Origin of the sequence: Pseudomonas sp. NPDC096917, assembly GCF_044762555.1 — a bacterium.
Lineage (GTDB): Bacteria > Pseudomonadota > Gammaproteobacteria > Pseudomonadales > Pseudomonadaceae > Aquipseudomonas.
Map to the genome: position 1 here is coordinate 256,477 of NZ_JBIWEO010000004.1, position 20,382 is coordinate 276,858.

23 protein-coding genes are annotated in these 20,382 nt (G+C 57.2%); 8 read left to right on the forward strand and 15 right to left on the reverse strand.

What is annotated here, in order from left to right:
* Nucleotides 1–44: 44 nt before the first annotated feature.
* The 3 genes from ACIQYF_RS07185 to cysK all read right to left on the reverse strand — a co-directional run bounded on the left by ACIQYF_RS07185 (nucleotide 45) and on the right by cysK (nucleotide 2,504).
* A complete protein-coding gene (locus tag ACIQYF_RS07185) occupies nucleotides 45–206 on the reverse strand; it encodes a hypothetical protein (protein WP_402858677.1) in 162 nt (53 codons plus the stop codon).
* Nucleotides 207–292: 86 nt separating this feature from the next.
* Nucleotides 293–1,231, reverse strand: a complete 939-nt coding sequence (locus ACIQYF_RS07190) for an aspartyl/asparaginyl beta-hydroxylase domain-containing protein (protein ID WP_402858680.1) — start codon at nucleotides 1,229–1,231, stop codon at nucleotides 293–295.
* Nucleotides 1,232–1,529: 298 nt separating this feature from the next.
* On the reverse strand, nucleotides 1,530–2,504 hold the full coding sequence (gene cysK, locus ACIQYF_RS07195; protein ID WP_402858683.1) for a cysteine synthase A: 975 nt from the start codon (nucleotides 2,502–2,504) through the stop codon (nucleotides 1,530–1,532).
* A gap of 205 nt (nucleotides 2,505–2,709) precedes the next feature.
* Here cysK and ACIQYF_RS07200 point away from each other — a divergent pair, with 205 nt between their 5' ends.
* Together ACIQYF_RS07200 and ACIQYF_RS07205 are read left to right on the forward strand one after the other, a co-directional pair.
* Nucleotides 2,710–3,555, forward strand: a complete 846-nt coding sequence (locus ACIQYF_RS07200) for an AAA family ATPase (RefSeq protein WP_402858687.1) — start codon at nucleotides 2,710–2,712, stop codon at nucleotides 3,553–3,555.
* 21 nt (nucleotides 3,556–3,576) lie between these two features.
* Nucleotides 3,577–4,755 carry a VWA domain-containing protein gene (locus ACIQYF_RS07205; protein WP_402858690.1) on the forward strand — a complete coding sequence of 393 codons (1,179 nt, stop codon included), beginning with the start codon at nucleotides 3,577–3,579 and terminating at the stop codon, nucleotides 4,753–4,755.
* A gap of 82 nt (nucleotides 4,756–4,837) precedes the next feature.
* On the opposite strand, the gene ACIQYF_RS07210 is transcribed toward ACIQYF_RS07205, so the two are convergent.
* Genes ACIQYF_RS07210 through ACIQYF_RS07220 form a run of 3 tightly spaced genes read right to left on the reverse strand, consistent with a single transcriptional unit; the run spans nucleotide 4,838 to nucleotide 6,691 of the window.
* A complete protein-coding gene (locus ACIQYF_RS07210; RefSeq protein ID WP_402858693.1) occupies nucleotides 4,838–5,371 on the reverse strand; it encodes a DUF2937 family protein in 534 nt (177 codons plus the stop codon).
* Between the two features lie 12 nt (nucleotides 5,372–5,383).
* On the reverse strand, nucleotides 5,384–6,160 hold the full coding sequence (locus tag ACIQYF_RS07215; RefSeq protein ID WP_402858696.1) for a class II glutamine amidotransferase: 777 nt from the start codon (nucleotides 6,158–6,160) through the stop codon (nucleotides 5,384–5,386).
* Between the two features lie 36 nt (nucleotides 6,161–6,196).
* Nucleotides 6,197–6,691, reverse strand: a complete 495-nt coding sequence (locus ACIQYF_RS07220) for an MFS transporter (protein ID WP_402858699.1) — start codon at nucleotides 6,689–6,691, stop codon at nucleotides 6,197–6,199.
* Between the two features lie 100 nt (nucleotides 6,692–6,791).
* On the opposite strand from ACIQYF_RS07220, the gene ACIQYF_RS07225 reads away from it, so the two are divergent.
* Complete coding sequence (locus ACIQYF_RS07225) at nucleotides 6,792–8,837, forward strand: S9 family peptidase (protein ID WP_402858702.1); 2,046 nt, start codon at nucleotides 6,792–6,794, stop codon at nucleotides 8,835–8,837.
* A gap of 107 nt (nucleotides 8,838–8,944) precedes the next feature.
* Here the strand turns inward: ACIQYF_RS07225 and ACIQYF_RS07230 are convergent, their stop codons facing one another.
* A complete protein-coding gene (locus ACIQYF_RS07230) occupies nucleotides 8,945–9,238 on the reverse strand; it encodes a hypothetical protein (protein ID WP_402858705.1) in 294 nt (97 codons plus the stop codon).
* A gap of 83 nt (nucleotides 9,239–9,321) precedes the next feature.
* Here ACIQYF_RS07230 and ACIQYF_RS07235 point away from each other — a divergent pair, with 83 nt between their 5' ends.
* From ACIQYF_RS07235 to ACIQYF_RS07245, 3 genes are all read left to right on the forward strand, one after another.
* Nucleotides 9,322–10,008 (forward strand): hypothetical protein, encoded by a 687-nt coding sequence (locus tag ACIQYF_RS07235; RefSeq protein WP_322240180.1) that lies wholly within the window; start codon nucleotides 9,322–9,324, stop codon nucleotides 10,006–10,008.
* Nucleotides 10,009–10,060: 52 nt separating this feature from the next.
* Nucleotides 10,061–10,435: a YajD family HNH nuclease gene (locus ACIQYF_RS07240; protein WP_019410529.1), complete on the forward strand. Its 375-nt coding sequence runs from the start codon at nucleotides 10,061–10,063 to the stop codon at nucleotides 10,433–10,435.
* 143 nt (nucleotides 10,436–10,578) lie between these two features.
* Complete coding sequence (locus tag ACIQYF_RS07245; protein WP_402858710.1) at nucleotides 10,579–11,049, forward strand: RNA methyltransferase; 471 nt, start codon at nucleotides 10,579–10,581, stop codon at nucleotides 11,047–11,049.
* Here the strand turns inward: ACIQYF_RS07245 and ACIQYF_RS07250 are convergent.
* The 8 genes from ACIQYF_RS07250 to ACIQYF_RS07285 all read right to left on the reverse strand — a co-directional run bounded on the left by ACIQYF_RS07250 (nucleotide 11,046) and on the right by ACIQYF_RS07285 (nucleotide 17,358).
* Complete coding sequence (locus ACIQYF_RS07250) at nucleotides 11,046–12,095, reverse strand: AI-2E family transporter (RefSeq protein ID WP_402858713.1); 1,050 nt, start codon at nucleotides 12,093–12,095, stop codon at nucleotides 11,046–11,048. The two genes, ACIQYF_RS07245 and ACIQYF_RS07250, sit on opposite strands and share 4 nt — an antisense overlap.
* A gap of 137 nt (nucleotides 12,096–12,232) precedes the next feature.
* Complete coding sequence (locus tag ACIQYF_RS07255) at nucleotides 12,233–13,051, reverse strand: DUF4892 domain-containing protein (protein WP_402858716.1); 819 nt, start codon at nucleotides 13,049–13,051, stop codon at nucleotides 12,233–12,235.
* A 112-nt stretch (nucleotides 13,052–13,163) separates the two neighbouring features.
* Nucleotides 13,164–14,018 carry an alpha/beta fold hydrolase gene (locus ACIQYF_RS07260; protein ID WP_402858719.1) on the reverse strand — a complete coding sequence of 285 codons (855 nt, stop codon included), beginning with the start codon at nucleotides 14,016–14,018 and terminating at the stop codon, nucleotides 13,164–13,166.
* Nucleotides 14,019–14,030: 12 nt separating this feature from the next.
* The gene (locus tag ACIQYF_RS07265) at nucleotides 14,031–14,831 is read right to left on the reverse strand and encodes an alpha/beta fold hydrolase (protein ID WP_402858722.1); all 801 of its coding nucleotides are present in this window, start codon (nucleotides 14,829–14,831) and stop codon (nucleotides 14,031–14,033) included.
* 109 nt (nucleotides 14,832–14,940) lie between these two features.
* On the reverse strand, nucleotides 14,941–15,384 hold the full coding sequence (locus ACIQYF_RS07270) for a hotdog fold thioesterase (RefSeq protein WP_402858725.1): 444 nt from the start codon (nucleotides 15,382–15,384) through the stop codon (nucleotides 14,941–14,943).
* 148 nt (nucleotides 15,385–15,532) lie between these two features.
* Nucleotides 15,533–15,985: a phosphohistidine phosphatase SixA gene (gene sixA / locus ACIQYF_RS07275; RefSeq protein ID WP_402858728.1), complete on the reverse strand. Its 453-nt coding sequence runs from the start codon at nucleotides 15,983–15,985 to the stop codon at nucleotides 15,533–15,535.
* The gene (locus ACIQYF_RS07280; RefSeq protein WP_402858731.1) at nucleotides 15,982–16,314 is read right to left on the reverse strand and encodes a DUF4389 domain-containing protein; all 333 of its coding nucleotides are present in this window, start codon (nucleotides 16,312–16,314) and stop codon (nucleotides 15,982–15,984) included. The genes sixA and ACIQYF_RS07280 overlap by 4 nt, the downstream gene beginning before the upstream one ends.
* A gap of 18 nt (nucleotides 16,315–16,332) precedes the next feature.
* Nucleotides 16,333–17,358, reverse strand: coding sequence for an NAD(P)H-dependent glycerol-3-phosphate dehydrogenase (locus tag ACIQYF_RS07285; RefSeq protein ID WP_402858734.1), 1,026 nt, complete (start codon nucleotides 17,356–17,358; stop codon nucleotides 16,333–16,335).
* A gap of 370 nt (nucleotides 17,359–17,728) precedes the next feature.
* Between ACIQYF_RS07285 and ACIQYF_RS07290 the strand changes: the two genes are divergently transcribed.
* Together ACIQYF_RS07290 and fabA are read left to right on the forward strand one after the other, a co-directional pair.
* Entirely contained in the window at nucleotides 17,729–19,627 is a 1,899-nt protein-coding gene (locus ACIQYF_RS07290) for an ATP-binding protein (RefSeq protein WP_402858737.1), read from the forward strand.
* A 248-nt stretch (nucleotides 19,628–19,875) separates the two neighbouring features.
* Nucleotides 19,876–20,382: 3-hydroxyacyl-[acyl-carrier-protein] dehydratase FabA (fabA, locus tag ACIQYF_RS07295; RefSeq protein WP_402858740.1), on the forward strand; the 507-nt coding region annotated here is incomplete at its 3' end.

Consider the following 20,382-nt stretch of genomic DNA (forward strand, 5'->3'; position numbering starts at 1 on the left):
ATTCAATGGTTTTTTAGACGGGTGCGGACAGCCGAATGATCAGCTCAGCCCGCAATACCAACACCCGGTGGCGATACAACGACGTACACCACAGTGCGGCTGACAGGAGGATAGTGACTGATCTGCGCCGGGTGTTGCTCCCCGCACGGCACGACGCCAGCACCGACTGCTGGAGCGACAACGCTGTGAAGAAGAGAAACCGGCATGAGCTGATCTTTTTTGAATAAGGAGAGTGAGCGTTTGGCTCATCGAGCGCTGACTATAACCAGCGCTCGACATAAATTGCAATGACTTATCCGAACAACCAGCGCCACAGCACGACCAGCACGATGACCGCCAATATTGGCCGCGCCACGCGGTATAGCTTGGGGTTGCGGCGCTTCCATTGCTTGACCACGCCACTGAAACGGTCGCTAAAGGTTTTGCTCCAGGCGTAGGCCTTGTTGATACCCCCTACACGTTCGTCATCGAGGTTTTGCGGCGCGGTGGCCTTGCCCAACTGCGCACTGACCCAACGGTTGATACGGGTCATGAGGCGGCTGGTAAGCGGACGTTCAATGTCGCAAAACAGAATGACGCGGGTGATATCGGTTTCGTTTTTGACCCAATGCACGTAGGTCTCGTCGAACATGACATCCTCACCGTCGCGCCAGGCATATTCCTCGCCATCGACGAAGATGCGGCACGCGTCAGAGTTCGGTGTCGACAGGCCCAAGTGGTAACGCAACGAGCCGGCAAACGGGTCACGGTGCGGGTTGAGATGGCTGCCACCCGGCAACAAGGCAAACATCGCGCCTTTGACGTTGGGGATGCTGTTGACCAGTTCAACGGTTTTAGGACACAGCAGTTCGGCTGATGGCAGCGCTTTGTCGTACCACTTGAGGTAAAAACGCTTCCAGCCTTTTTTGAAGAACGAGCCAAAACCGGCATCGTTGTTCTTTTCGGCGGCACGAATGTAGCCCTCGTCGAACAAGTGCATGGCCTCTTCGCGAATCACTTGCCAGTTGTCTTTGAGCACATCCAGCTCAGGGAATTTACTGCGATCCAGGTAAGGCTTGGACGGCACGCCCGAGAACAAATACATCAAGGCGTTGTAGGGCGCAAAGAACGCGGAGTGGTTGACGAACTGTCGTAACACCGGCAAACGTGCCTTGCCGCGCAAATGCACGTAAAGAATGCTGCCGACAAACAGCAGTATCAGCCCTGCCTTGATGGCGAAGGATAAGGTCATGCAACAACTCCTCGAAAATACCGTGCGGCACCCATAGCCCGCCGTGGCAGCCGGTCATGATAAACACTACCGGCGCAGGACAAAACCCGCGTATTCCAACAATCAGCTTTATGGATTATGTAATAACGGCGTAATTATGCATAAGCAGGGTTCAAGTGGGTTGATATACGTCAGAGACTCACCTGTTTGAGACCTATCCCTGTGGGAGCGGGCTTGCTCGCGATTCAGACAACGCGGTGTTTGAAATCAATCACGTCGAGCCCATCGCGAGCAAGCCCGCTCCCACAGGACTTGCCTCTTAGGGCTGTAATTCCTGTTCGCTGAACATATCACTGAACAGGAAGCTCGACAGGTAACGCTCGCCCGAGTCCGGCAGGATCACAACGATCGTCTTGCCCTGCATTTGCGGGGTTTCAGCCAAACGCACCGCGACAGCCATGGCCGCACCGCAAGAGATGCCGCACAGGATCCCTTCTTCTTGCATCAAGCGCAGGGCCATGGCCTTGGATTCGTCATCGCTGACCAGCTCAACCCTGTCGATGATCGACAAATCGAGGTTTTTGGGCACGAAACCGGCGCCAATCCCCTGAATCTTGTGTGGAGAAGGCTTGATCTCCTCCCCCGCCAACGCTTGAGTAATCACCGGCGAACTGATGGGTTCAACCGCGACCGACAAGATCGGTTTGCCCTGGGTGTGTTTGATATAACGCGAAATGCCGGTGATGGTGCCGCCCGTGCCGACGCCTGCGACCAGCACATCAATGCCACCTTCGGTGTCGTTCCAGATTTCCGGGCCAGTCGTTTTTTCGTGAATGGCCGGGTTGGCCGGGTTTTCAAATTGTTGCGGCATAAAGTACTGCGCTGGATCGCTGGCCTGAATCTGCGCCGCTTTGTCGATGGCGCCTTTCATACCCTTGGCCGGCTCGGTGAGCACCAGATCAGCGCCCAGCGCTTTGAGCACCTTACGCCGCTCAATGCTCATCGAAGAAGGCATGGTCAGTACCAATTTGTAACCGCGAGCCGCAGCGACAAAGGCCAAGCCAATGCCGGTGTTGCCGGAGGTGGGCTCGATAATGGTCATGCCCGGCTTGAGCACACCCCGGCTCTCGGCGTCCCAGATCATGTTGGCGCCAATCCGGCACTTCACCGAATATCCAGGGTTACGCCCTTCAACTTTGACCAGAATAGTCACGCCACGCGGCGCGATCCGGTTGATCTGAACCAGAGGCGTGTTACCGATGGAGTGCGCGTTATCTGCAAAAATGCGGCTCATGGCGGGGTCCTTATGCACCTTTTGGGAAGGCCCCAAGGGTAGGCTTCACGATTCAAGGCGTCCAGTCATGACGTGACGCTCCATTCAGAGACTGAATAAGGCGTCTGCGTTCACCTGAAGCGGACGCCGCGTTATAGTCGGACATACTTTTTAGTCTTCGCGCCCTGCCCTTGCAGGGTTCGGCTCATGGTTTGAGGAATTGCAGATGAAGTTTGAAGGCACCAGCGCCTATGTGGCCACCGACGACCTGAAACTGGCGGTCAACGCAGCGATCACCCTGGAGCGCCCGTTGCTGGTCAAGGGCGAGCCTGGCACCGGCAAAACCATGCTGGCCGAACAACTGGCTGAATCCTTTGGTTGCAAACTGATTACCTGGCACATCAAGTCCACCACCAAGGCCCATCAAGGCCTCTATGAATATGACGCGGTGAGCCGCCTGCGCGACTCGCAACTGGGTGTCGACAAGGTTCACGATGTGCGCAATTACCTGAAAAAAGGCAAGTTGTGGGAAGCCTTCGAAGCCGAAGAACGGGTAATTCTGCTGATCGACGAAATCGACAAGGCCGACATCGAGTTCCCGAACGACCTGTTGCAAGAACTCGACAAGATGGAGTTCTACGTTTATGAGACCGATGAAACGATCAAGGCCAAAGTCCGCCCGATCATCATCATTACCTCCAACAACGAAAAAGAGCTGCCGGACGCGTTCCTGCGTCGCTGCTTCTTCCACTACATCAGCTTCCCGGATCGCACCACACTGCAGAAAATCGTCGACGTGCACTTCCCGAACATTAAGAAAGAACTGGTAAGTGAAGCGCTGGACGTATTTTTTGACGTCCGAAAAGTACCCGGCCTGAAGAAAAAGCCGTCGACGTCCGAACTGGTGGATTGGCTCAAGCTGCTGATGGCTGACAACATTGGCGAGGCGGTATTGCGTGAACGTGATCCGACCAAAGCCATTCCGCCGTTGGCCGGGGCGCTGGTTAAAAACGAGCAAGACGTGCAATTGCTGGAGCGTCTGGCGTTTATGAGCCGTCGCGGTAATCGCTGATTTTTCAAGAAGGCGATAAGCATGCTGCTGAATCTGTTCAATGAAATGCGGGCGGCCAAGGTGCCGGTTTCGGTGCGCGAGTTGCTGGACCTGATCAACGCGCTGAAGAACCGCGTGACCTTCGCCGACATGGACGAGTTTTACTTTCTCGCGCGCACGATTATGGTCAAAGACGAACGCCATTTCGATAAGTTCGATCGCGCGTTTGGCGCCTATTTCAACGGCCTGCAAAACCTCAATGAACACCTTGAGGCGCTGATCCCAGAAGACTGGCTGCGCAAGGAGTTCGAACGTTCGCTGAGCGATGAGGATCGCGCTCAGTTGCAGTCCCTGGGCGGCCTGGACAAGCTGATCGAGGCGTTCAAACAGCGCCTTGAAGAGCAGAAAGAACGCCATGCCGGTGGCAATAAATGGATCGGTACGGGCGGCACCAGCCCGTTTGGCTCGGGCGGGTATCACCCCGAAGGGATTCGCGTAGGCGATGCCGGGGCTCGCCAGGGCAAGGCTGCGAAAGTCTGGGAACAGCGCGAATACAAGAACCTCGACGACCAGGTCGAATTAGGCACGCGCAATATCAAGGTTGCATTGCGCCGCCTGCGCAAGTTTGCCCGCCAGGGCGCGGCAGATGAACTGGACATCGACGCCACCATCGATCACACGGCACGTGACGCGGGCCTGTTGAATATTCAGATGCGGCCTGAGCGGCGCAACAACATCAAGCTGTTGTTGCTGTTTGATATTGGCGGCTCGATGGATTCCCACGTGAAAATTTGCGAAGAATTGTTCTCGGCCTGCAAAACCGAGTTCAAGCACTTGGAGTATTACTACTTCCACAACTTCATTTATGAATCGGTGTGGAGAAACAACCAGCGTCGCCATGTTGAACGTATCGCGACTCAGGATGTGCTGAACACATATGGCGCGGACTACAAAGTGATTTTCATCGGTGATGCGTCGATGGGCCCGTATGAAATCACCCATACAGGTGGCAGTGTCGAGCACTGGAACGAGGAACCGGGTTACAAGTGGATGCAGCGCTTTATGGAAAAGTACAAAAAGCTGATCTGGATTAATCCATACCCGAAAGATACATGGAACTACACGGCATCGACCGGCATCGTACGGGACTTGATCGAAGATCGCATGTACCCGCTGACGCTGGACGGACTGGAAGAAGGGATGCGGTTTTTGGCCAAATAAGCCACGCCTCTGCAGGCGCGAGCGTGTGATCTTTATAAGCAAAAGATCGCGAGCACACTCGCGCCTTCAGAGGTCGGTGCTTTTAGCTGTTGCGTTCGCGCCGGGCAATCCGTTCGCGTTGGCGTTTACCGCCCAGAACAACCCAGTCCACCAGCCGGAAGAAGCCTTCGATGATGAAAGAAAACAACAATGCACCGGCCATTGCCCAGCCAATGGCCGAAGGCGACAGCAACACTTGGTAGGTGTAAGTGTTGAGGGTTTCTTGCCGGATGTCCGGATCTGCGGCGTAGGCCACTTGCAGCGCACGCATGTACCACGGGCCTTGCATGGCCTGGAATTGCTCATCGAGCAAGCGCTGGCGATTGAGCAAGGTGCTCAGGCTGTTGGCATCGCTGCGAAATACCGGATCATCACTGGCCTGATAATGCGCAACCAGCGCTTGCAAATCGCCTTTGAAAAACTGGTTGGCGGTGTTCTGGAAACCGGCAAGCCCGGTTTGCGCCTCGATCAGGTGAGCTTCAACGCGGTTGGCGTAATCGTTGATAAAGCCCGGTACTTGCACGCCGATCAACAACCCCAATGTAAACAGCACCAACCGCAGGTAGCTCAGCCACATACACGCCTTTCCTTATTCGGTTGAGCCCTGGCTGACGCATTCTCCGCGTCGCCACAGGCTCCATTGGCCAGGCTCGTAGCGAGTCCAGGTTTCGTTTTCGGTCAGCGGCTCGGTGGCAATCACGGTCACCACGTCATTGGGGGTGGTTTCTGACTGAAAATCGACGATAACGTCGACATCTTTCAACCGAGCCGGGCCAAACGGTGCTCGTCGGGTAATCTGCGCCAGCTTGGTCGAGCAGTAGCAAAAAAGCCATTCGCCATCACTGAGCAAACAGTTGAATACACCTTTGCTACGGAACTCGGCGCAGGCCTGAACCAGTACCGGCAGGATGTGTTCGACATCCACCGGCTCTGGAAACGCCTCACGCACGCGATTGAGTAAATCACAGAACGCCGCTTCGCTGTCGGTATCGCCTACCGGGCGATAAAAACGCGTGCTGGGTGAGAAGTCAGCCAGTTGGCCGTTATGGGCGAAGCACCAGTTGCGCCCCCACAGTTCGCGGACAAACGGGTGGGTGTTGGACAGGCAAACTTTGCCCACGTTGGCCTGACGAATATGGCCAATGATGACTTCGCTTTTGATCGGATAACGCTGCACCAACAACGCGACTTCGGAATCACAACTGGCGCCAGGGTCCTGAAACAAACGCAGGCCACGGCCCTCGTAGAAGGCAATACCCCAGCCATCACGGTGCGGACCGGTACGCCCGCCACGCTGCATCAAGCCGGTAAAACTGAACACAATATCGGTCGGGACGTTGGCGCTCATGCCCAGTAATTCACACACGCTCGCACTCTCGCATTCAAGCTCAACGAAAAAAGATTAAACCCGTGGTTCTACCCGCGACGGGCCTGCTGGACGTGGCGCGGCTGGACGACTGTAGCGGTCCTCGCCGGCCGAACCGAACGGCTGGTCGTCTTCAGGGTCAATATCGCGTGTTTGCTCAGCCGCTGCGGTTTGCGCCTGTCGCGCCTTTCGGGCACGTTCGAGAGGCCAGCGAATCAGCACAAACAGCGCGTAGACGCAAAACGCGATGATGGTGTACATCAACAGGTCAGACACCGCACGCCAGGCGTTATTACCCACCTTGAACGCAAGGTCCAGGGCCGTAATGGCTAACGCTGGGGCGAATTGCTCTTTGACAGGGTCGATGATAGTGGGGCTTAACAACAGCACCGCCATAAGCACACGCAATGGCTCACGCAACCAACGCCACATGAAACGGGTCAGTCGCCACCATACGAGCAGGCAGCCTAAAGCGGCGAAGGCATAAAAGCCCCAGGCGATCAGATAGTCGTTCTCGGTCATGGTATCCATGGTCGGCAGGCAATGAGGCGCTATGATAACGGCTTTTCGAGAGTGCGGCTGCACCGCCTTCAGCGGCTCTTCTATTCATGCAGGTTTCAGAGATCACTTAATGACCGAATCAGCCTACGCAAACAACGCCCCTATCGCACACAAGGTCGATGGTACTGACCCCTACTCATGGTTACAAAATCGCGATAGCAAAGAGGTTTTGGACTACCTGATTGCGGAAAACAACTATCAGGAAGCTCAATTGGCCGATCAGGCCGAATTGCGTGAGACGCTGTTTCAAGAGATCAAGGGCCGAATTCGCGAGACTGATTTGTCGCTGCCCTCCCCTTGGGGCCCGTATTTGTATTACACCCGCACCAATGCCGGTGACGAGTACCCCCGCCATTACCGCTGCCCGCGCCCGGCCGATGACAGCCAGCACGTGGACGAAAATGCCGAACAATTGCTGCTGGACCCTAACGTTCTGGCCGATGGCGGCTTTATTTCACTGGGTGCGTTCAGCATCAGCCCTGATCACCAGCGCTTGGCCTATAGCCTGGATACCAGCGGCGACGAGACTTACCGCCTGTTCGTTAAAGCGTTGAACAGCGGCGCGGTGACTGAACTGCCCTTTGAAAACGGCGATGGCAGCATGACGTGGGCCAATGACAGTCAGACGCTGTTTTTCGCGGAGCTGGATGAGACCCATCGCCCGCACAAGCTGTTTCGCCACACACTGGGTGAAACGGCGGCGCACGAGGTGTTTCATGAGGCCGACGGACGTTTTTTCCTGCACTGCTATCGCTCAAGTTCCGAGCGCCAGCTGATTCTGTTGCTCAATAGCAAAACCACCAGCGAAACATGGGTGCTGGACGCCGATCAGCCGCAACAGGGATTCAGTTGCCTGGCGCCGCGGGTTGAGGGCCACGATTACAGCGTCGACCATGGCCTGTACGAAGGGCAATGGGCATGGTTTATTCGCACCAATCAAGACGGCATCAACTTTGCGTTGTATTACGCGCTGGGTGACGCCCCACAACGTAGTGACTGGCAACGCCTGATCGCCCACGACGACAGCGTGATGCTCGAAGGCCTCAGCCTGAACGCCAACGCGTTGTGCCTGAGCCTGCGCGAAGGCGGCCTGCCAATCATTGAGATACGTCCCAATGGATTACCGGCATACCGCGTTCAACTTCCAGACGCGGCCTACAGCCTGTATGTGCAGGACAGTCTGGAATTTCACAGCGAGCACATTCGCCTGCGTTACGAATCGCTGAACCGCCCGGCACAGGTGCGCCAGTTGACGCTGGCCAATGGCGAGCAAACGGTGCTCAAGGAAACGCCAGTGCTTGGGCCGTTCAATGCCGATGACTACATTAGCCAGCGTTTGTGGGCGACCGCGCCAGACGGAACTCAAGTGCCGATCAGCCTGGTGGTCAAGCGTGCAGCGCTGGGTAAACCGACACCCCTGTATCTGTACGGCTACGGCGCCTATGGCGAAAGCCTTGATCCGTGGTTTTCCCATGCCCGCCTAAGTTTGCTGGAGCGCGGCGTGGCGTTTGCCATTGCGCATGTTCGCGGTGGCGGTGAATTGGGCGAAGCCTGGTATCGCGCGGGCAAGCAGGAGCATAAACACAACACGTTCAGCGATTTTATTGCCTGTGCCGAACACTTGATCGATAAGGGTCTGACCCGCAGCGATCAGTTGGTGATCAGTGGCGGCAGCGCGGGCGGCCTGTTGATCGGTGCAGTGCTCAATCAGCGCCCTGAACTGTTCGAGGCAGCGATTGCCGAAGTACCGTTTGTCGATGTCCTCAACACCATGCTCGACCCGGAGTTGCCGCTGACAGTCACCGAATACGACGAATGGGGCAATCCGCAAGAGCCTGACGTGTATGAACGGATCAAGGCGTACGCTCCGTATGAAAATGTAACCGCGCAAGCGTACCCGGCCATGCTGGTGATTGCCGGCTACAACGACAGTCGCGTGCAATATTGGGAAGCGGCCAAGTGGGTGGCCAAGCTGCGCGCCACCAAGACTGACGACCACCTACTGTTACTCAAGACCGAGCTGGACGCAGGCCATGGCGGCATGAGCGGACGTTACCAAGGCCTGCGCGACGTGGCGCTGGAATACGCGTTTGTGTTCAAGGTGTTGGGGATCTAACACCCGCTGCAGTCGCTGCAGCAGGTTGCGAAGGGTTGCGGAGCAACCCCGTTTCCTTAAACGCCCCACGGACCGCTTCGTAACCTGCGGCCAGCAGCTACAAAAAGTCACTCCACCGCAGGCTTAGCTTTCGACTCTTTCGGCTCAAGCCCCGGCAACGGTTGGTCTTTGGGCGGCGGCTGCGGCAGGTCGATCGGCGGCAGCGGGACCTGACTGCTCCCGGCAACGGGCTTTGGCACCGCGCGCGGAGTAATCTGCGGGTACGGGGTGGGCGTCGCCGTGCCCGGCGAGCCCGGTGCTGGTGCCACGGGCACGCTAGGAATAGGGGTTAATTCCGCTGCCTGGGTTGCACTTATCGAGAGCGCCCCCCACACAATGGCCGTTAGAATAGTGCGCTTCATCAATCACTCCGTTGCCAGACCGGCTTATCTGCCATCAGGCTACTCGTAACCAGCTGTTTTTGTCCCCTTTCTATGAGATTTCCATGAAACGTTTTGTTTTGCTCGACACCACCCCGATCCCCGAAAACGGCGGTGCCTTGTGCCTGTTCGAGTATGGCGAAGACTTCGTGATCAAAATTCAGGGCGGCGACGGCGGCCAACTGATGAACACTCGCATGCACGGCTCCGAAGATGCCTTGGCCGAGATCCCGTGCCGTAAAGTCGCCGGTCGACCGCAATCGCGGGTGTTGATTGGCGGGCTGGGTATGGGTTTTACCCTGGCCTCGGCGCTCAAGCATTTGGGTAAGACCGCCGAAGTGGTGGTCGCCGAACTGGTGCCGGGCGTTGTGGAGTGGAATCGTGGCCCGCTGGGCGAAAAAGCCGGCAACCCGCTGCAAGACCCGCGCACGGTGATCCGCATGGAAGACGTGGCCAAGGTGCTGCAAGCCGAGCCAAACGGCTTTGATGCGATCATGCTCGACGTCGACAACGGCCCCGAAGGCCTGACCCAAAAAGCCAATAGCTGGCTGTACTCGGCAGGCGGCTTGAGCGCTTGTGCCAAGGCGCTGCGACCAAAAGGCGTGCTGGCAGTGTGGTCGGCCAGTGCCGACAAACAGTTTTCAGACAAACTGCGCAAAGCCGGCTTTAAAGCCGAAGAGGTCCAGGTGTTCGCCCACGGCAACAAGGGCACGCGCCACACGATTTGGATTGCTGAAAAAATCAAAGGCTGATCAACAGCTAAACTTCACGACATACCCCTCACTCGTCTTAAAGGTGAACCCCATGAGTTCAGCGAACCCACCGTCCCACACCGCCAAGCTGGACCGCATCCTGGCCGATGCCCAGCGTGACCGTGAAATGGGCTACCGCGACAAAGCCCTGAGAATGTACCCCCACGTATGTGGCCGCTGCGCCCGCGAGTTTGCTGGCAAGCGCCTGAGCGAGCTGACCGTTCACCACCGTGACCACAACCACGACAACAACCCACAGGATGGCTCCAACTGGGAGCTGCTGTGCCTGTATTGTCACGACAACGAGCACTCGCGCTACACCGACCAGCAATACTTCTCGGACAGCTCGACCAGCAGCCCGAAAGTGGCAAAGGCCACCCATAACCCGTTTGCCGCGCTGGCCGGGCTGATGAAGAAAGACGACTAAGCCACCCGTTTGCGCTGTAGGCGCTGGCGCAGGCTACGAACTGTCGATCTTTAAATCAAAAGATCGCAGCCTGCGCCAGCTCCCAAGGAGCGTCAGATCATCTGCTGGTATACTCGCGTCTTTTTTCTGAAGGGCACCGGCACGTGGCAAACAAACGGTACAGCTGCATTGGTTTGTATAACCCAAAATCACCGGAAAACGTCGGCTCGGTGATGCGTGCGGCTGGTTGCTACAGCGTGGCGTCGGTGTTTTACACCGGTAAACGCTATGAACGCGCCCGCGATTTCATCACCGACACCAAAAAGATCCATCAAGACATTCCGCTGATTGGTATCGACGACCTGAAAAAAATCATCCCGCTGGGCTGTATACCGGTCGCCGTTGAGCTGGTCGAGGGCGCACGCGCTTTGCCTGAATACACGCACCCGGATCGGGCGATTTATATTTTTGGCCCGGAAGATGGCTCTTTGGATAAAGAGATTCTGGACTGGTGCGAGGATGTTATTTACATCCCGACCAATGGCTGCATGAACTTGGCAGCCACGGTCAATGTGGTGCTTTACGACCGCATGGCCAAGGGCAATAACACCCGCTCCGGACCAAAGTTCGGCTAGACCTTACCTTTGTTCTGCTGGCTGGCGCTCCAGTCGACCAGCAGGCTGTAGGCGATGGCGAGCAAGGTAGGGCCGATAAAAAGGCCGATAAAACCAAAGGCTATCAACCCGCCAAACACACCGAGCAACACGATCACCAGCGGCAGGTTGCCGCCCCGGCTGATCAGATAGGGTTTAAGCACGTTATCGACACCGCTGATGATCAACGTGCCCCAGATACCGAGGAAAATCGCCATCCCGTAGTCGCCCTTCCAGGCCAGCCAGGCCGTGGCCGGGATCCAGATCAGTGGCGGCCCCATGGGTATCAGGCTGAGCAGGAAAGTCGCCAGCCCAAGCACAAGCGCGCCCGGCACCCCGGCAATCAAAAAGCCGATCAGCGCCAGCAAGGCTTGCGCCGCAGCCGTACCGATCACCCCGTTAACCACGCGCTGGACCGTACCCGCTACCAGTTCTTGATAATAATCGGCACGCTCGCCGATCAACCGCTCCAACAGGCCGTGAACAAAGATCGCCAGGCGCGGCCCATCGCGGTAGAAAAAGAACACGAAGACAATGCTCAGCGTCAGTTCAAGAATCCCGCCGCCGATTTGCGCACTGCGGGCCAGCAGCCAGTTACCCACCTGCCCAAGATAAGGTTTGACTGCCACGATCAGGGCTGCGCCCTGCTCATCGATGGTGTTCCACATGCCCACTAAACGCTCACCGACCAACGGGATACCCGCCAGCCAGGTCGGCGCCTCGGGCAAGCCTTCGAGCTGCACGTCTTTGACGAACGTGGTGGCGTCCCGCACATGGTCTGCCAGGTTGAACCCAAGCCACACCAATGGGCCGGCGACGAGCAACATCCAGCCAAGGGTCAGGATGCTCGCCGCCAGCGACTCACGCCCGTTGAGCCAGCGGGTCAGCAGGCGCATCAGCGGCCAACTGGCAAACGCCAGCACCGCGCCCCAGAACAAGGCTGACCAGAAAGGCGCCATCACCCACAGGCTCGCGCCGAACAGCACCACGAGCAGGATCTGCACCAACAGGCGATCATTATTGAGCATGTATGTTCCGCACAAAGGTCTGAATTGGATATTGAGACGACGACTACCAAAAGAGTGTAGCCGCCGCTTGGCCGCGTCTCGGGTCTGTTCCCGTTTCACTGCTAGCCACGTCGCTGGCTAAATTTGAGACGCAGCCCCTAGCGTAACAACTCGACATGCAAGCCCTTGGCCGCACGCTCGCCAAGTTCCATGCGCGCCGCCCGCACACCACTCTTGATCAGTGCTTCACGCCAGGCAGATGCCTTGGCACCGGTCAAACTGACCCTGGAGGTCACATCAAGGTTCAACGCCCTGGAGATCAACTTGAGCCACTGATCATCCGGCTCCCCCACCAGCTTGGGAAAATCCAGCTCGCCCGTGTTTTTCAACTGGCGCTGCAAGGTCGCTGAAGTGGGCAAGAGTTCGCCTAAATCGGTACTCGCCAGGAGTTGCTCAACATGCAGATAGGCTTTGCGACCACCGCGATTGATGCCGTACAAGGCGACGAGTTGGTTGTCCTCGGGAGCCGCTCGACGCAGCAACAAGTAGGTTTGTTGGTCGTCGGAACCGACCAGTTTGGAGTTACCGAACACTTCGTTGGCCCACAGGCTGCTCTCGCCGCAATCACGGCCCTGACACCAGAACAGCAGTTCTGCGCCTTGTTGTTGCAAGGCTTCACGGGCAGCCGTGAAGGCTTGCGTGGCCGTGTGTTCTGCAGGTAATTCGTACGTGACGGCCGTGGTCTGCCCACGGGTGTTGACCTGCCCCTCGAAACGCAGGCGGCCACTGATTTTGCGGATCGAGCCCACCGGGTAAATCCGCTCGACGTCAGGTTGTACGGTGTAATCGACTATTTGCGCGTCGGCCAGCCGTGGCAGGCCTTGTAAATCATGACTGCCAGGCACATCGGCGGCCCATACCCAAGGGCCAAAACAGCTCAGGCCCAGCGCCAGAATAAAGCGATTAGGTATGTTCATTGGCGTCTCACGATAGAGACCGGATGGCCTTTCGGGGTCGCAGCGTTGCAGTGATCCATCATGGTTGTCTCCCATTTCAACCCGCCAAGCCTCGGCAGTTGGCCGCCGCAAGTCAAGGAACGGCGAAGAACCGATTGAAACAGTCTGCAACAAGGATGGCCCCCGCCTCGTCATTCAGGTGCAAATGGTGGCCGCCAGGCAACCGGTTCAACGTAAAGGGTAGACGATTCAGCAACTCGGGATGACTGGCCAGCATGCCCTGTTCTGCGACCACCAGCGTCGTGGGGCAACTGATCCGCCGAACAAAGGACATGGCCTGCTCATCACTCAGGCGCAAGGGTGACGGTAATGTCAGGCGGCTGTCGCTGCGCCAGCTGTAGCCGCCGGGCACGGGCATCAGCCCGCGCTGGGCCAACAGCTCGGCGGCTTCTCGACTGACCGCGACCATGCCTTTCATGCGCGCTTCTATCGCCCGCTCAAGGGTCGGATGCACCGACTTGCGCTTGTGCGTCAGACCGAGCTGCGCCTGCAGGGCCTGGCCCATGCGCTCGGCTGTGTCGCCTTCGGGAGCGCTGCGCAGGATTATCCCGTCGATCAGCGCCAAGTGGGTGACACGCTCAGGGAGTGAGCCGGCCACAATGACAGAGACAATCGCGCCCAGCGAATGCCCCAGCAATGCAAAACGCTCCCAGCCCAACTGTTCAGCGACGCATAGCACGTCAAAGGCGTAATCGGCCAGCGCGTACCCGGCCCCCCGCGGTCGGTGGTCCGAGTGGCCGTGCCCTGCAAAATCCAGCGCCACGATGCGCAGGCCGGACAATTTGGGCGCCAGCCGCGCAAAGCTGTTGGCGTTGTCCAGCCAGCCGTGCAGGGCAATGACCGGCAGCCCGTCTTCGGGACCGAAAATATGCGCGGCCAGTTCGATATGCGGCAGGCTCAAGCGGACTTCTTCAACCACAGGGTTCATGCAGGGTGCTCTTCAGGGGCCGGGGTGAGAGAGTTCCCAGCGGGCAAAAATTTGTTTGAGCAGGCTGGCGGTGGCTTGCGGCTGCTCCAGCGGGAACATGTGCCCGCCGGGCACACTCAGTGACTCACCGCGAGGCATACGCGCCACGGCCCGCGCATGATGGCGCATGACGACGCGACTGTCTTGCCCGCGCACCATGGTCAATGGCACCTGCAACTGAAAGATCCGCCCCGGATTGGTGTGGGGAACACCGCGGTAGATGTTGATTTCTGTGGCGGGGTCAAAGCTCAGCCGTAAACGGTCTTCAACTGGCTGCAAGCCATGCTCCAGGTAGGCTTCAAAGCAGTCGGGGTCGAAACTGCGAAACAGTGACTTGCCTGCGAAATAGTCACGGGCCGCTGCACGATCAGCAAATTCTTCGCGCCGCCCCAACGTGCGACCGGCCGGGGTCAGACGGTCGATAAAGCCAAAACGCTTGGCAGCACGAATCACCCATTGATCGGTGAGCGTCAGTACCGGCGAGTCGAGCATGACCACACCTTTGTACAAGTGCGGGCAACGCAATGCCGCGTGCAGATGCAACATGCCTCCCAGCGAGTGGCCAACGCCCAGCACCGGCTCGGGTTGCTGTTGCAGGTGATAGATCAGCTCATCGACCAGGTTGTGCCAGTTATTGTCCACCGGAAAACGCGGGTCATGCCCGTGCTGAGGCAGCCAAGTGACGCTGAAATCCGGGGCCAGCGCCTCAAATAACTTGCCGTAGGTACCTGACGGGAAGCCATTGGCATGGGCGAAAAAAATCTGCCGAGACATACAAGGCGTCCATAGGTAGGAAATACGCCTTATTGTCTGTAGGAAAATTCACCATATCAACGACCGTATGCGCCATGAATGACGCCACTACGGCCATTGCAATGCCGAATCAACGTGCGGGCGGTGTTTCACCCAGGGGCACGACAGCGATGGTCAGCCGAGATATGCAGTTGAGTTTTCCGTTGTCGTCAGTCAAACGAATATCCCACACATGGGTGGTGCGCCCGATGTGAACCGGCCTTGCTATAGCGCTTACCCGGCCGCTGCGCACCCCTCGCAGATGGTTTGCGTTGACCTCAAGCCCCACGCAATAGAATTTCTGTGGGTCGACACACAAGTAACTGGCCATCGAACCCAGGGTTTCGGCCAGCACAACCGAGGCGCCCCCGTGCAACAAGCCAAACGGCTGATGAGTGCGATGGTCCACCACCATGCTGGCACTGATGGACTGGTCATCGAAAGCATCAAAGGTAATATCCAGCACGTCACAGATAGTGTTTTTGCGCATCGCGTTGAGGTGCGCTAGATCCGGCTGGGTGGTCCACAAGCTCATGGGTCATTCCTTGCTCAGTGAGTGTTGGTTGCCATTTTGTCGTAGGATTTTTCGGCAACACTACCTCTAACTATCTTTCACTCACACTCAACTGCGCAACCGTTAGTAAAAACGGTGGCCGCTGCCGCAGGCTACAACGGGTATTTTTCTACCGGGGGTGGCGCACACTGAGCACATGCATACTGCCCGCCAGCGGCCACTCCCCCTCAAGCTCGGCCAGGCTGGCCGTTTGCATTGGCTGGGGCTGGCGCAGATGGCCAAATTGCAGCAGGCTGATCAACTCTCCAACAAACGGCTGATGCGTGACCAACAAAACATGACCGCTGTCGGGCAATTTACTCGCGGCGTACTTCGGCTCACTGTCGGGGGTCAGCCACGGCACAGTGATGAGTTCAGAGGTGAACCCCAAGGCCTTGCGCACTAACTCAGCGGTTTGCTGAGCCCGCACATACGGGCTGACAAAGATGTTGTCCAGTGGCTCGCCGATCAACTGCGCGGCACTGTGCAGCACCTGCTCCCGGCCATGAGCGGTCAGCTCACGCTCGGCATCACGCCGGGCATGGAGCTGTGCTTCACCGTGACGCAAGATCCAGAGTTTCATGGCTTGTTCTCGGTGCCGTTAGCAGGCGCCACGTACGGCGCCTCGCCCTCCGGGGCACGTGCCGCAGGCCAGTCAGCAAAAGGCCAAGGCTTTTGTTCGGTGTGAAAGCTGCCAAAGCGCCCGATCTGGGCAAGATACAGGCTCAGGCTGTCACCGAAGCTCATGAGCCCGCCATTGGGCGCGCCGTAAGCCAGGCGATAAATCAACTGCACCAGCACCAGCGCACCGAGCACGAATTGCGCGACTTGCCAAACCAGAAAAAAAACCAGCATCCACAACACGCGTATCACAATGGACTCGTACTTGGGGGCGTTTTTGCTGTCACTCATGGGCTGCTCCTGTCCTGCTCAGTTGAAACCACTGGTGGAGATAAAGTCGACGTCGGTCTTGGGCTCTGCGCGCATCAGCAGTTCGATCACCTGATTAAGCGTGCGGCCTTCAAACAGGATCGCGTGCAACCCTGCGACCAATGGCATGTAGACGTTCAGTTCCTGCGCCTTGGCCTTGAGCACCTTAAGGGTATTCACGCCCTCGGCGACTTCGCCCAAACGGGCAACCGCGTCTTCCAGACTCAAGCCTTGGCCGAGGGCAAAACCGACCTGATAGTTACGGCTTTTAGGCGAGGAACAGGTAACGATCAAATCGCCTACGCCCGCCAAGCCAAGAAAAGTCATGGGGTTTGCACCCTGGCTGACAGCAAAACGGGTCATCTCTGCCAAAGCACGGGTAATCAGCATGCTTTTGGTGTTTTCCCCCATGCCCAACGCAACGGCCATTCCGGCAATAATGGCGTACACATTTTTCAACGCCCCACCCAATTCGACGCCGAACCGATCAGCGCTGGCATAGACCCGGAACGTACGGCCATGCAACGCTGCCTGTACTGCGGTACACAGCGCTTCATCGGCGCTGGCAACCACGGTGGCCGTCAACGCATGCTCTGCCACTTCGCGAGCCAGATTAGGCCCCGAGAGCACGCCGATTCTGGCTTGAGGGGCGATTTCCTGGAGGATTTCGCTCATCAGTTTAAAGCTGTGGGCTTCGATGCCTTTAGTCAGGCTGACCAGCATTTTGCCGCTCAAACGCTCGGCGTGGACTGCCAGTACATTGCGTAAGGCGCTGGATGGCAACGCCACAAAGCACAGTTCACAGCTGTCGAGGGTCGCTTGCAGGTCGGTGACGGGCTCGACTCCCGGATGAATTTTGATGCCTTTGAGGTAACGCGGGTTTTCACGATTGAGGCGAATGGCCTCGGCTTGCTCGGGGTCACGCATCCACTGGTGCACACGATGACCGTTTTCTGCCAGCAAGTTGGCCACGGCGGTGCCAAAGCTTCCGCCTCCCAAGACCGCAATAGCGTGCTGTTCAATCATATGCAATCCCGTCATCCATCTAGTTTGGCAATCGCGGCATTATACGGGGCGCATGCCCGACGACCAGCCCCAGCGCACTGCAGCTGCAGGATTGTTAAGACGGCGACTGCACATGTGATCATTGCGCGTGTTAAGTTTCCTTGCGCAGCTGGTCGCGCGTGCGGGCACACCGCGGTTTTGAACGATTGCAGCCGAAGAAAAGCAGCCTCTGACTGGCAAAGTATGAAAGCTCAGTTACCATGCCGCCTTTATATCCACAGCCAAGGGCAGCTCTGCTGCACCCACGAATGCCCCATCTCAAGTCAAGGATGACAGTTCACATGGACAACATCGCTGCTGACATGTGCACAACTGAAGGGATTGCTCATTGATGAGAGCACGTAGTCACTGGGATATTCACACCCGTACACAGATGATGAGCCTGGGGCCAGCATTGTTATTAACCCTGTTGCTCATCAGTTTTTTTACCTTCGTACGCATCCAGGACTTGCGTCAGGAACTGGATTACACAGGCCAATTAATTGCCAACCAACTAGCCCCGGCAACTGAATACGGGGTTATTTCGGGTAACGCCCAAATACTGGAAGCCTTGATAAAAGCGTCGCTGAACACACCTCACGTCGAGTTCGTGCAGGTACAAGATCGCGCAGGCAATACGCTGGCTCAAGCCGAGCAACCGGCATTTTCGCAGAACCCTCGCGCCGCCGTTGAGGTATTCCAGGCCCCCGTGCGATGGCAGAAAAACACCTCAGGCGATGCGTTCTTAATGAAGAACAGCCAGGCCACCTTGCCCGAAGAAGATTATCTGGGCCGTGTTCTGGTCGGCATGTCGAATAATGCGTTCAGTAAGCGCCAGCAAGAGATCTTGCTCAAAGCAGTGATTCTCGCGCTATTTGCATTGGGCTTCACCTTCCTGCTGGCCAGACGCCTGGCCTCCAACCTTTCCAAACCCATCAGCGACATGAGCAAGGCGGTCAAGGCCATCCAGCAAGGCGATTACAAAGCGCCTTTGCCGGTGGTTGACGATGGTGAACTGGGCAGCCTCGCGCAACACATCAATAATCTGGCCGAAGGCCTTGAGCTGGCCAGTCGTGAACAACAGACTGCCATTGCTCAACTGATTCAAACCCGTGAAGAAGCCGAGCGGGCCAACCGCGCCAAAACGGACTTTTTAGCGATGATGAGCCATGAGCTTCGCACCCCAATGAATGGCGTATTGGGAATGCTGCAGTTACTGGAAACGACCAGGATGACCGAGGAGCAGGCGGAATATGCCGCCCTCGCCTGCGAGTCCACTGAGCATTTGCTCAAAGTGATCAACGATATTCTCGATTTTTCGCGCATCGAGCGTTCAACGCTGGAACTGGAACACATAGCGTTCAACCTTTTGGATTTGATCGACAACTGCGTACAAGCCTTCCAGTTCAGTGCCGGTCAACGTGATTTGCTGTTGCAACTGACGATCCCCGACGACTTTAAGGCTTTACATGTGCTCGGCGACCCAACCCGGATACGGCAAATTCTGGTCAATCTAATCGGGAATGCATTGAAATTCACCGAGCACGGCAGCGTGAGTATCGAGGCCCAGTGGCAGCCATTGGATCACGAATTAATCTGGTTTACCTGCTCGGTGCGCGACAGCGGCATCGGAATCAGCTCCGATAAGCTGGAGTCGATGTTTAATGCCTTCCAGCAAGCTGACAGCTCGATTTCACGGCGCTATGGCGGTACAGGCCTGGGCCTGCCCATTGCCCGTACGCTGGCCGAGCGCATGGGCGGCAGGTTGCACGCCAAGAGTGAAGAAGCTCAGGGTTCGGTGTTTACCCTGGAAATCCCGCTGGAGCTGCATCAGCCTGTGACGGCCAGTAAAAGGCTGGCGATCACGGCACAACCACTGAGTCCACAAGGCCGTAAAGTCTTGTTGGTGGAGGACAACCCGGTCAATCAGGTCGTTATTGAAGCCACCTTGAAAAGCTTGGGGTATGAAGTGTGCGTGGTCAGTGACGGAGCGCAGGCGATTCATCACGCCAATACCGAACTCTACGTGGCGATTCTGATGGACTGCCGATTACCCGTGATTGATGGTTACGAAGCCACTCGGCAAATCCGCCAATTGGCAGGCTGTGTCGCGGTCCCCATTATTGCCCTGACCGCCAATGCATTGCAGGGCGATCGGGAAACCTGTCTGCAAGCCGGTATGAACGATTACCTTGCCAAGCCGTTCAAACGAGAGGAGCTGGAGCAGATTTTACAGCGTTGGGTCCAGTAACTTGTGGCTAATGAGGCACCTGCGACTGGCGTTAAACGCAAAAGTGCGGCAGTCTTAGGCACCCGAATGGGCCCCTGAACCGGCCCGATTTAAATTTTCAGTGCACAAGTGTACATTCCTGTCCTTTGCGCTGTGACTTTCACTACAACGCAATAGTCTATGTGTAGGCTGGCGAACTGAAACACCATGTTTCGGTTGGTCGGGAAGATTTGCCCCACCTTGCCACATGGGATTATTGAGGAGCTCGCATGACCAAACAAAACGCCTTTACTCGGGAAGATCTGCTGCGCTGTAGCCGCGGCGAACTGTTCGGCCCAGGTAACGCGCAACTGCCCGCCCCTAACATGCTGATGGTGGATCGCATCACCCATATCAGTGAAGAAGGCGGCAAGTACGGCAAAGGTGAATTGGTCGCCGAGCTGGATATCAATCCAGACCTGTGGTTCTTTGCCTGCCACTTTGAAGGCGATCCGGTAATGCCGGGCTGCCTGGGCCTCGACGCCATGTGGCAGCTGGTAGGTTTCTACCTGGGCTGGCAAGGTTTGCCTGGCCGCGGTCGTGCCTTGGGTTCGGGCGAGGTGAAGTTCTTTGGCCAGGTTTTGCCGAGCGCCAAGAAAGTCACCTATAACATTCAAATCAAGCGCGTCCTCAAGGGCAAGCTGAACCTGGCCATTGCCGATGGTTCGGTCACTGTCGACGGTCGCGAGATTTATACTGCCGAAGGCCTTCGGGTCGGCGTATTCACTTCCACTGAC

Coding starts and splice junctions, on each gene's coding strand:
- ACIQYF_RS07190 (WP_402858680.1), bottom strand. CDS start 1,231: ATGACCTTATCCTTCGCCATCAAGGCAGGGCTGATACTGCTGTTTGTC.
- ACIQYF_RS07260 (WP_402858719.1), bottom strand. CDS start 14,018: ATGAACCCTGTGGTTGAAGAAGTCCGCTTGAGCCTGCCGCATATCGAA.
- ACIQYF_RS07225 (WP_402858702.1), top strand. CDS start 6,792: ATGACCGAATCAGCCTACGCAAACAACGCCCCTATCGCACACAAGGTC.
- ACIQYF_RS07185 (WP_402858677.1), bottom strand. CDS start 206: ATGCCGGTTTCTCTTCTTCACAGCGTTGTCGCTCCAGCAGTCGGTGCT.
- ACIQYF_RS07235 (WP_322240180.1), top strand. CDS start 9,322: ATGAAACGTTTTGTTTTGCTCGACACCACCCCGATCCCCGAAAACGGC.
- ACIQYF_RS07240 (WP_019410529.1), top strand. CDS start 10,061: ATGAGTTCAGCGAACCCACCGTCCCACACCGCCAAGCTGGACCGCATC.
- ACIQYF_RS07290 (WP_402858737.1), top strand. CDS start 17,729: ATGAGAGCACGTAGTCACTGGGATATTCACACCCGTACACAGATGATG.
- ACIQYF_RS07200 (WP_402858687.1), top strand. CDS start 2,710: ATGAAGTTTGAAGGCACCAGCGCCTATGTGGCCACCGACGACCTGAAA.
- ACIQYF_RS07250 (WP_402858713.1), bottom strand. CDS start 12,095: ATGCTCAATAATGATCGCCTGTTGGTGCAGATCCTGCTCGTGGTGCTG.
- ACIQYF_RS07285 (WP_402858734.1), bottom strand. CDS start 17,358: ATGATTGAACAGCACGCTATTGCGGTCTTGGGAGGCGGAAGCTTTGGC.
- ACIQYF_RS07220 (WP_402858699.1), bottom strand. CDS start 6,691: ATGGATACCATGACCGAGAACGACTATCTGATCGCCTGGGGCTTTTAT.
- ACIQYF_RS07265 (WP_402858722.1), bottom strand. CDS start 14,831: ATGTCTCGGCAGATTTTTTTCGCCCATGCCAATGGCTTCCCGTCAGGT.
- cysK (WP_402858683.1), bottom strand. CDS start 2,504: ATGAGCCGCATTTTTGCAGATAACGCGCACTCCATCGGTAACACGCCT.
- ACIQYF_RS07255 (WP_402858716.1), bottom strand. CDS start 13,051: ATGAACATACCTAATCGCTTTATTCTGGCGCTGGGCCTGAGCTGTTTT.
- ACIQYF_RS07210 (WP_402858693.1), bottom strand. CDS start 5,371: ATGTGGCTGAGCTACCTGCGGTTGGTGCTGTTTACATTGGGGTTGTTG.
- sixA (WP_402858728.1), bottom strand. CDS start 15,985: ATGAAACTCTGGATCTTGCGTCACGGTGAAGCACAGCTCCATGCCCGG.
- ACIQYF_RS07270 (WP_402858725.1), bottom strand. CDS start 15,384: ATGAGCTTGTGGACCACCCAGCCGGATCTAGCGCACCTCAACGCGATG.
- ACIQYF_RS07280 (WP_402858731.1), bottom strand. CDS start 16,314: ATGAGTGACAGCAAAAACGCCCCCAAGTACGAGTCCATTGTGATACGC.
- ACIQYF_RS07230 (WP_402858705.1), bottom strand. CDS start 9,238: ATGAAGCGCACTATTCTAACGGCCATTGTGTGGGGGGCGCTCTCGATA.
- ACIQYF_RS07205 (WP_402858690.1), top strand. CDS start 3,577: ATGCTGCTGAATCTGTTCAATGAAATGCGGGCGGCCAAGGTGCCGGTT.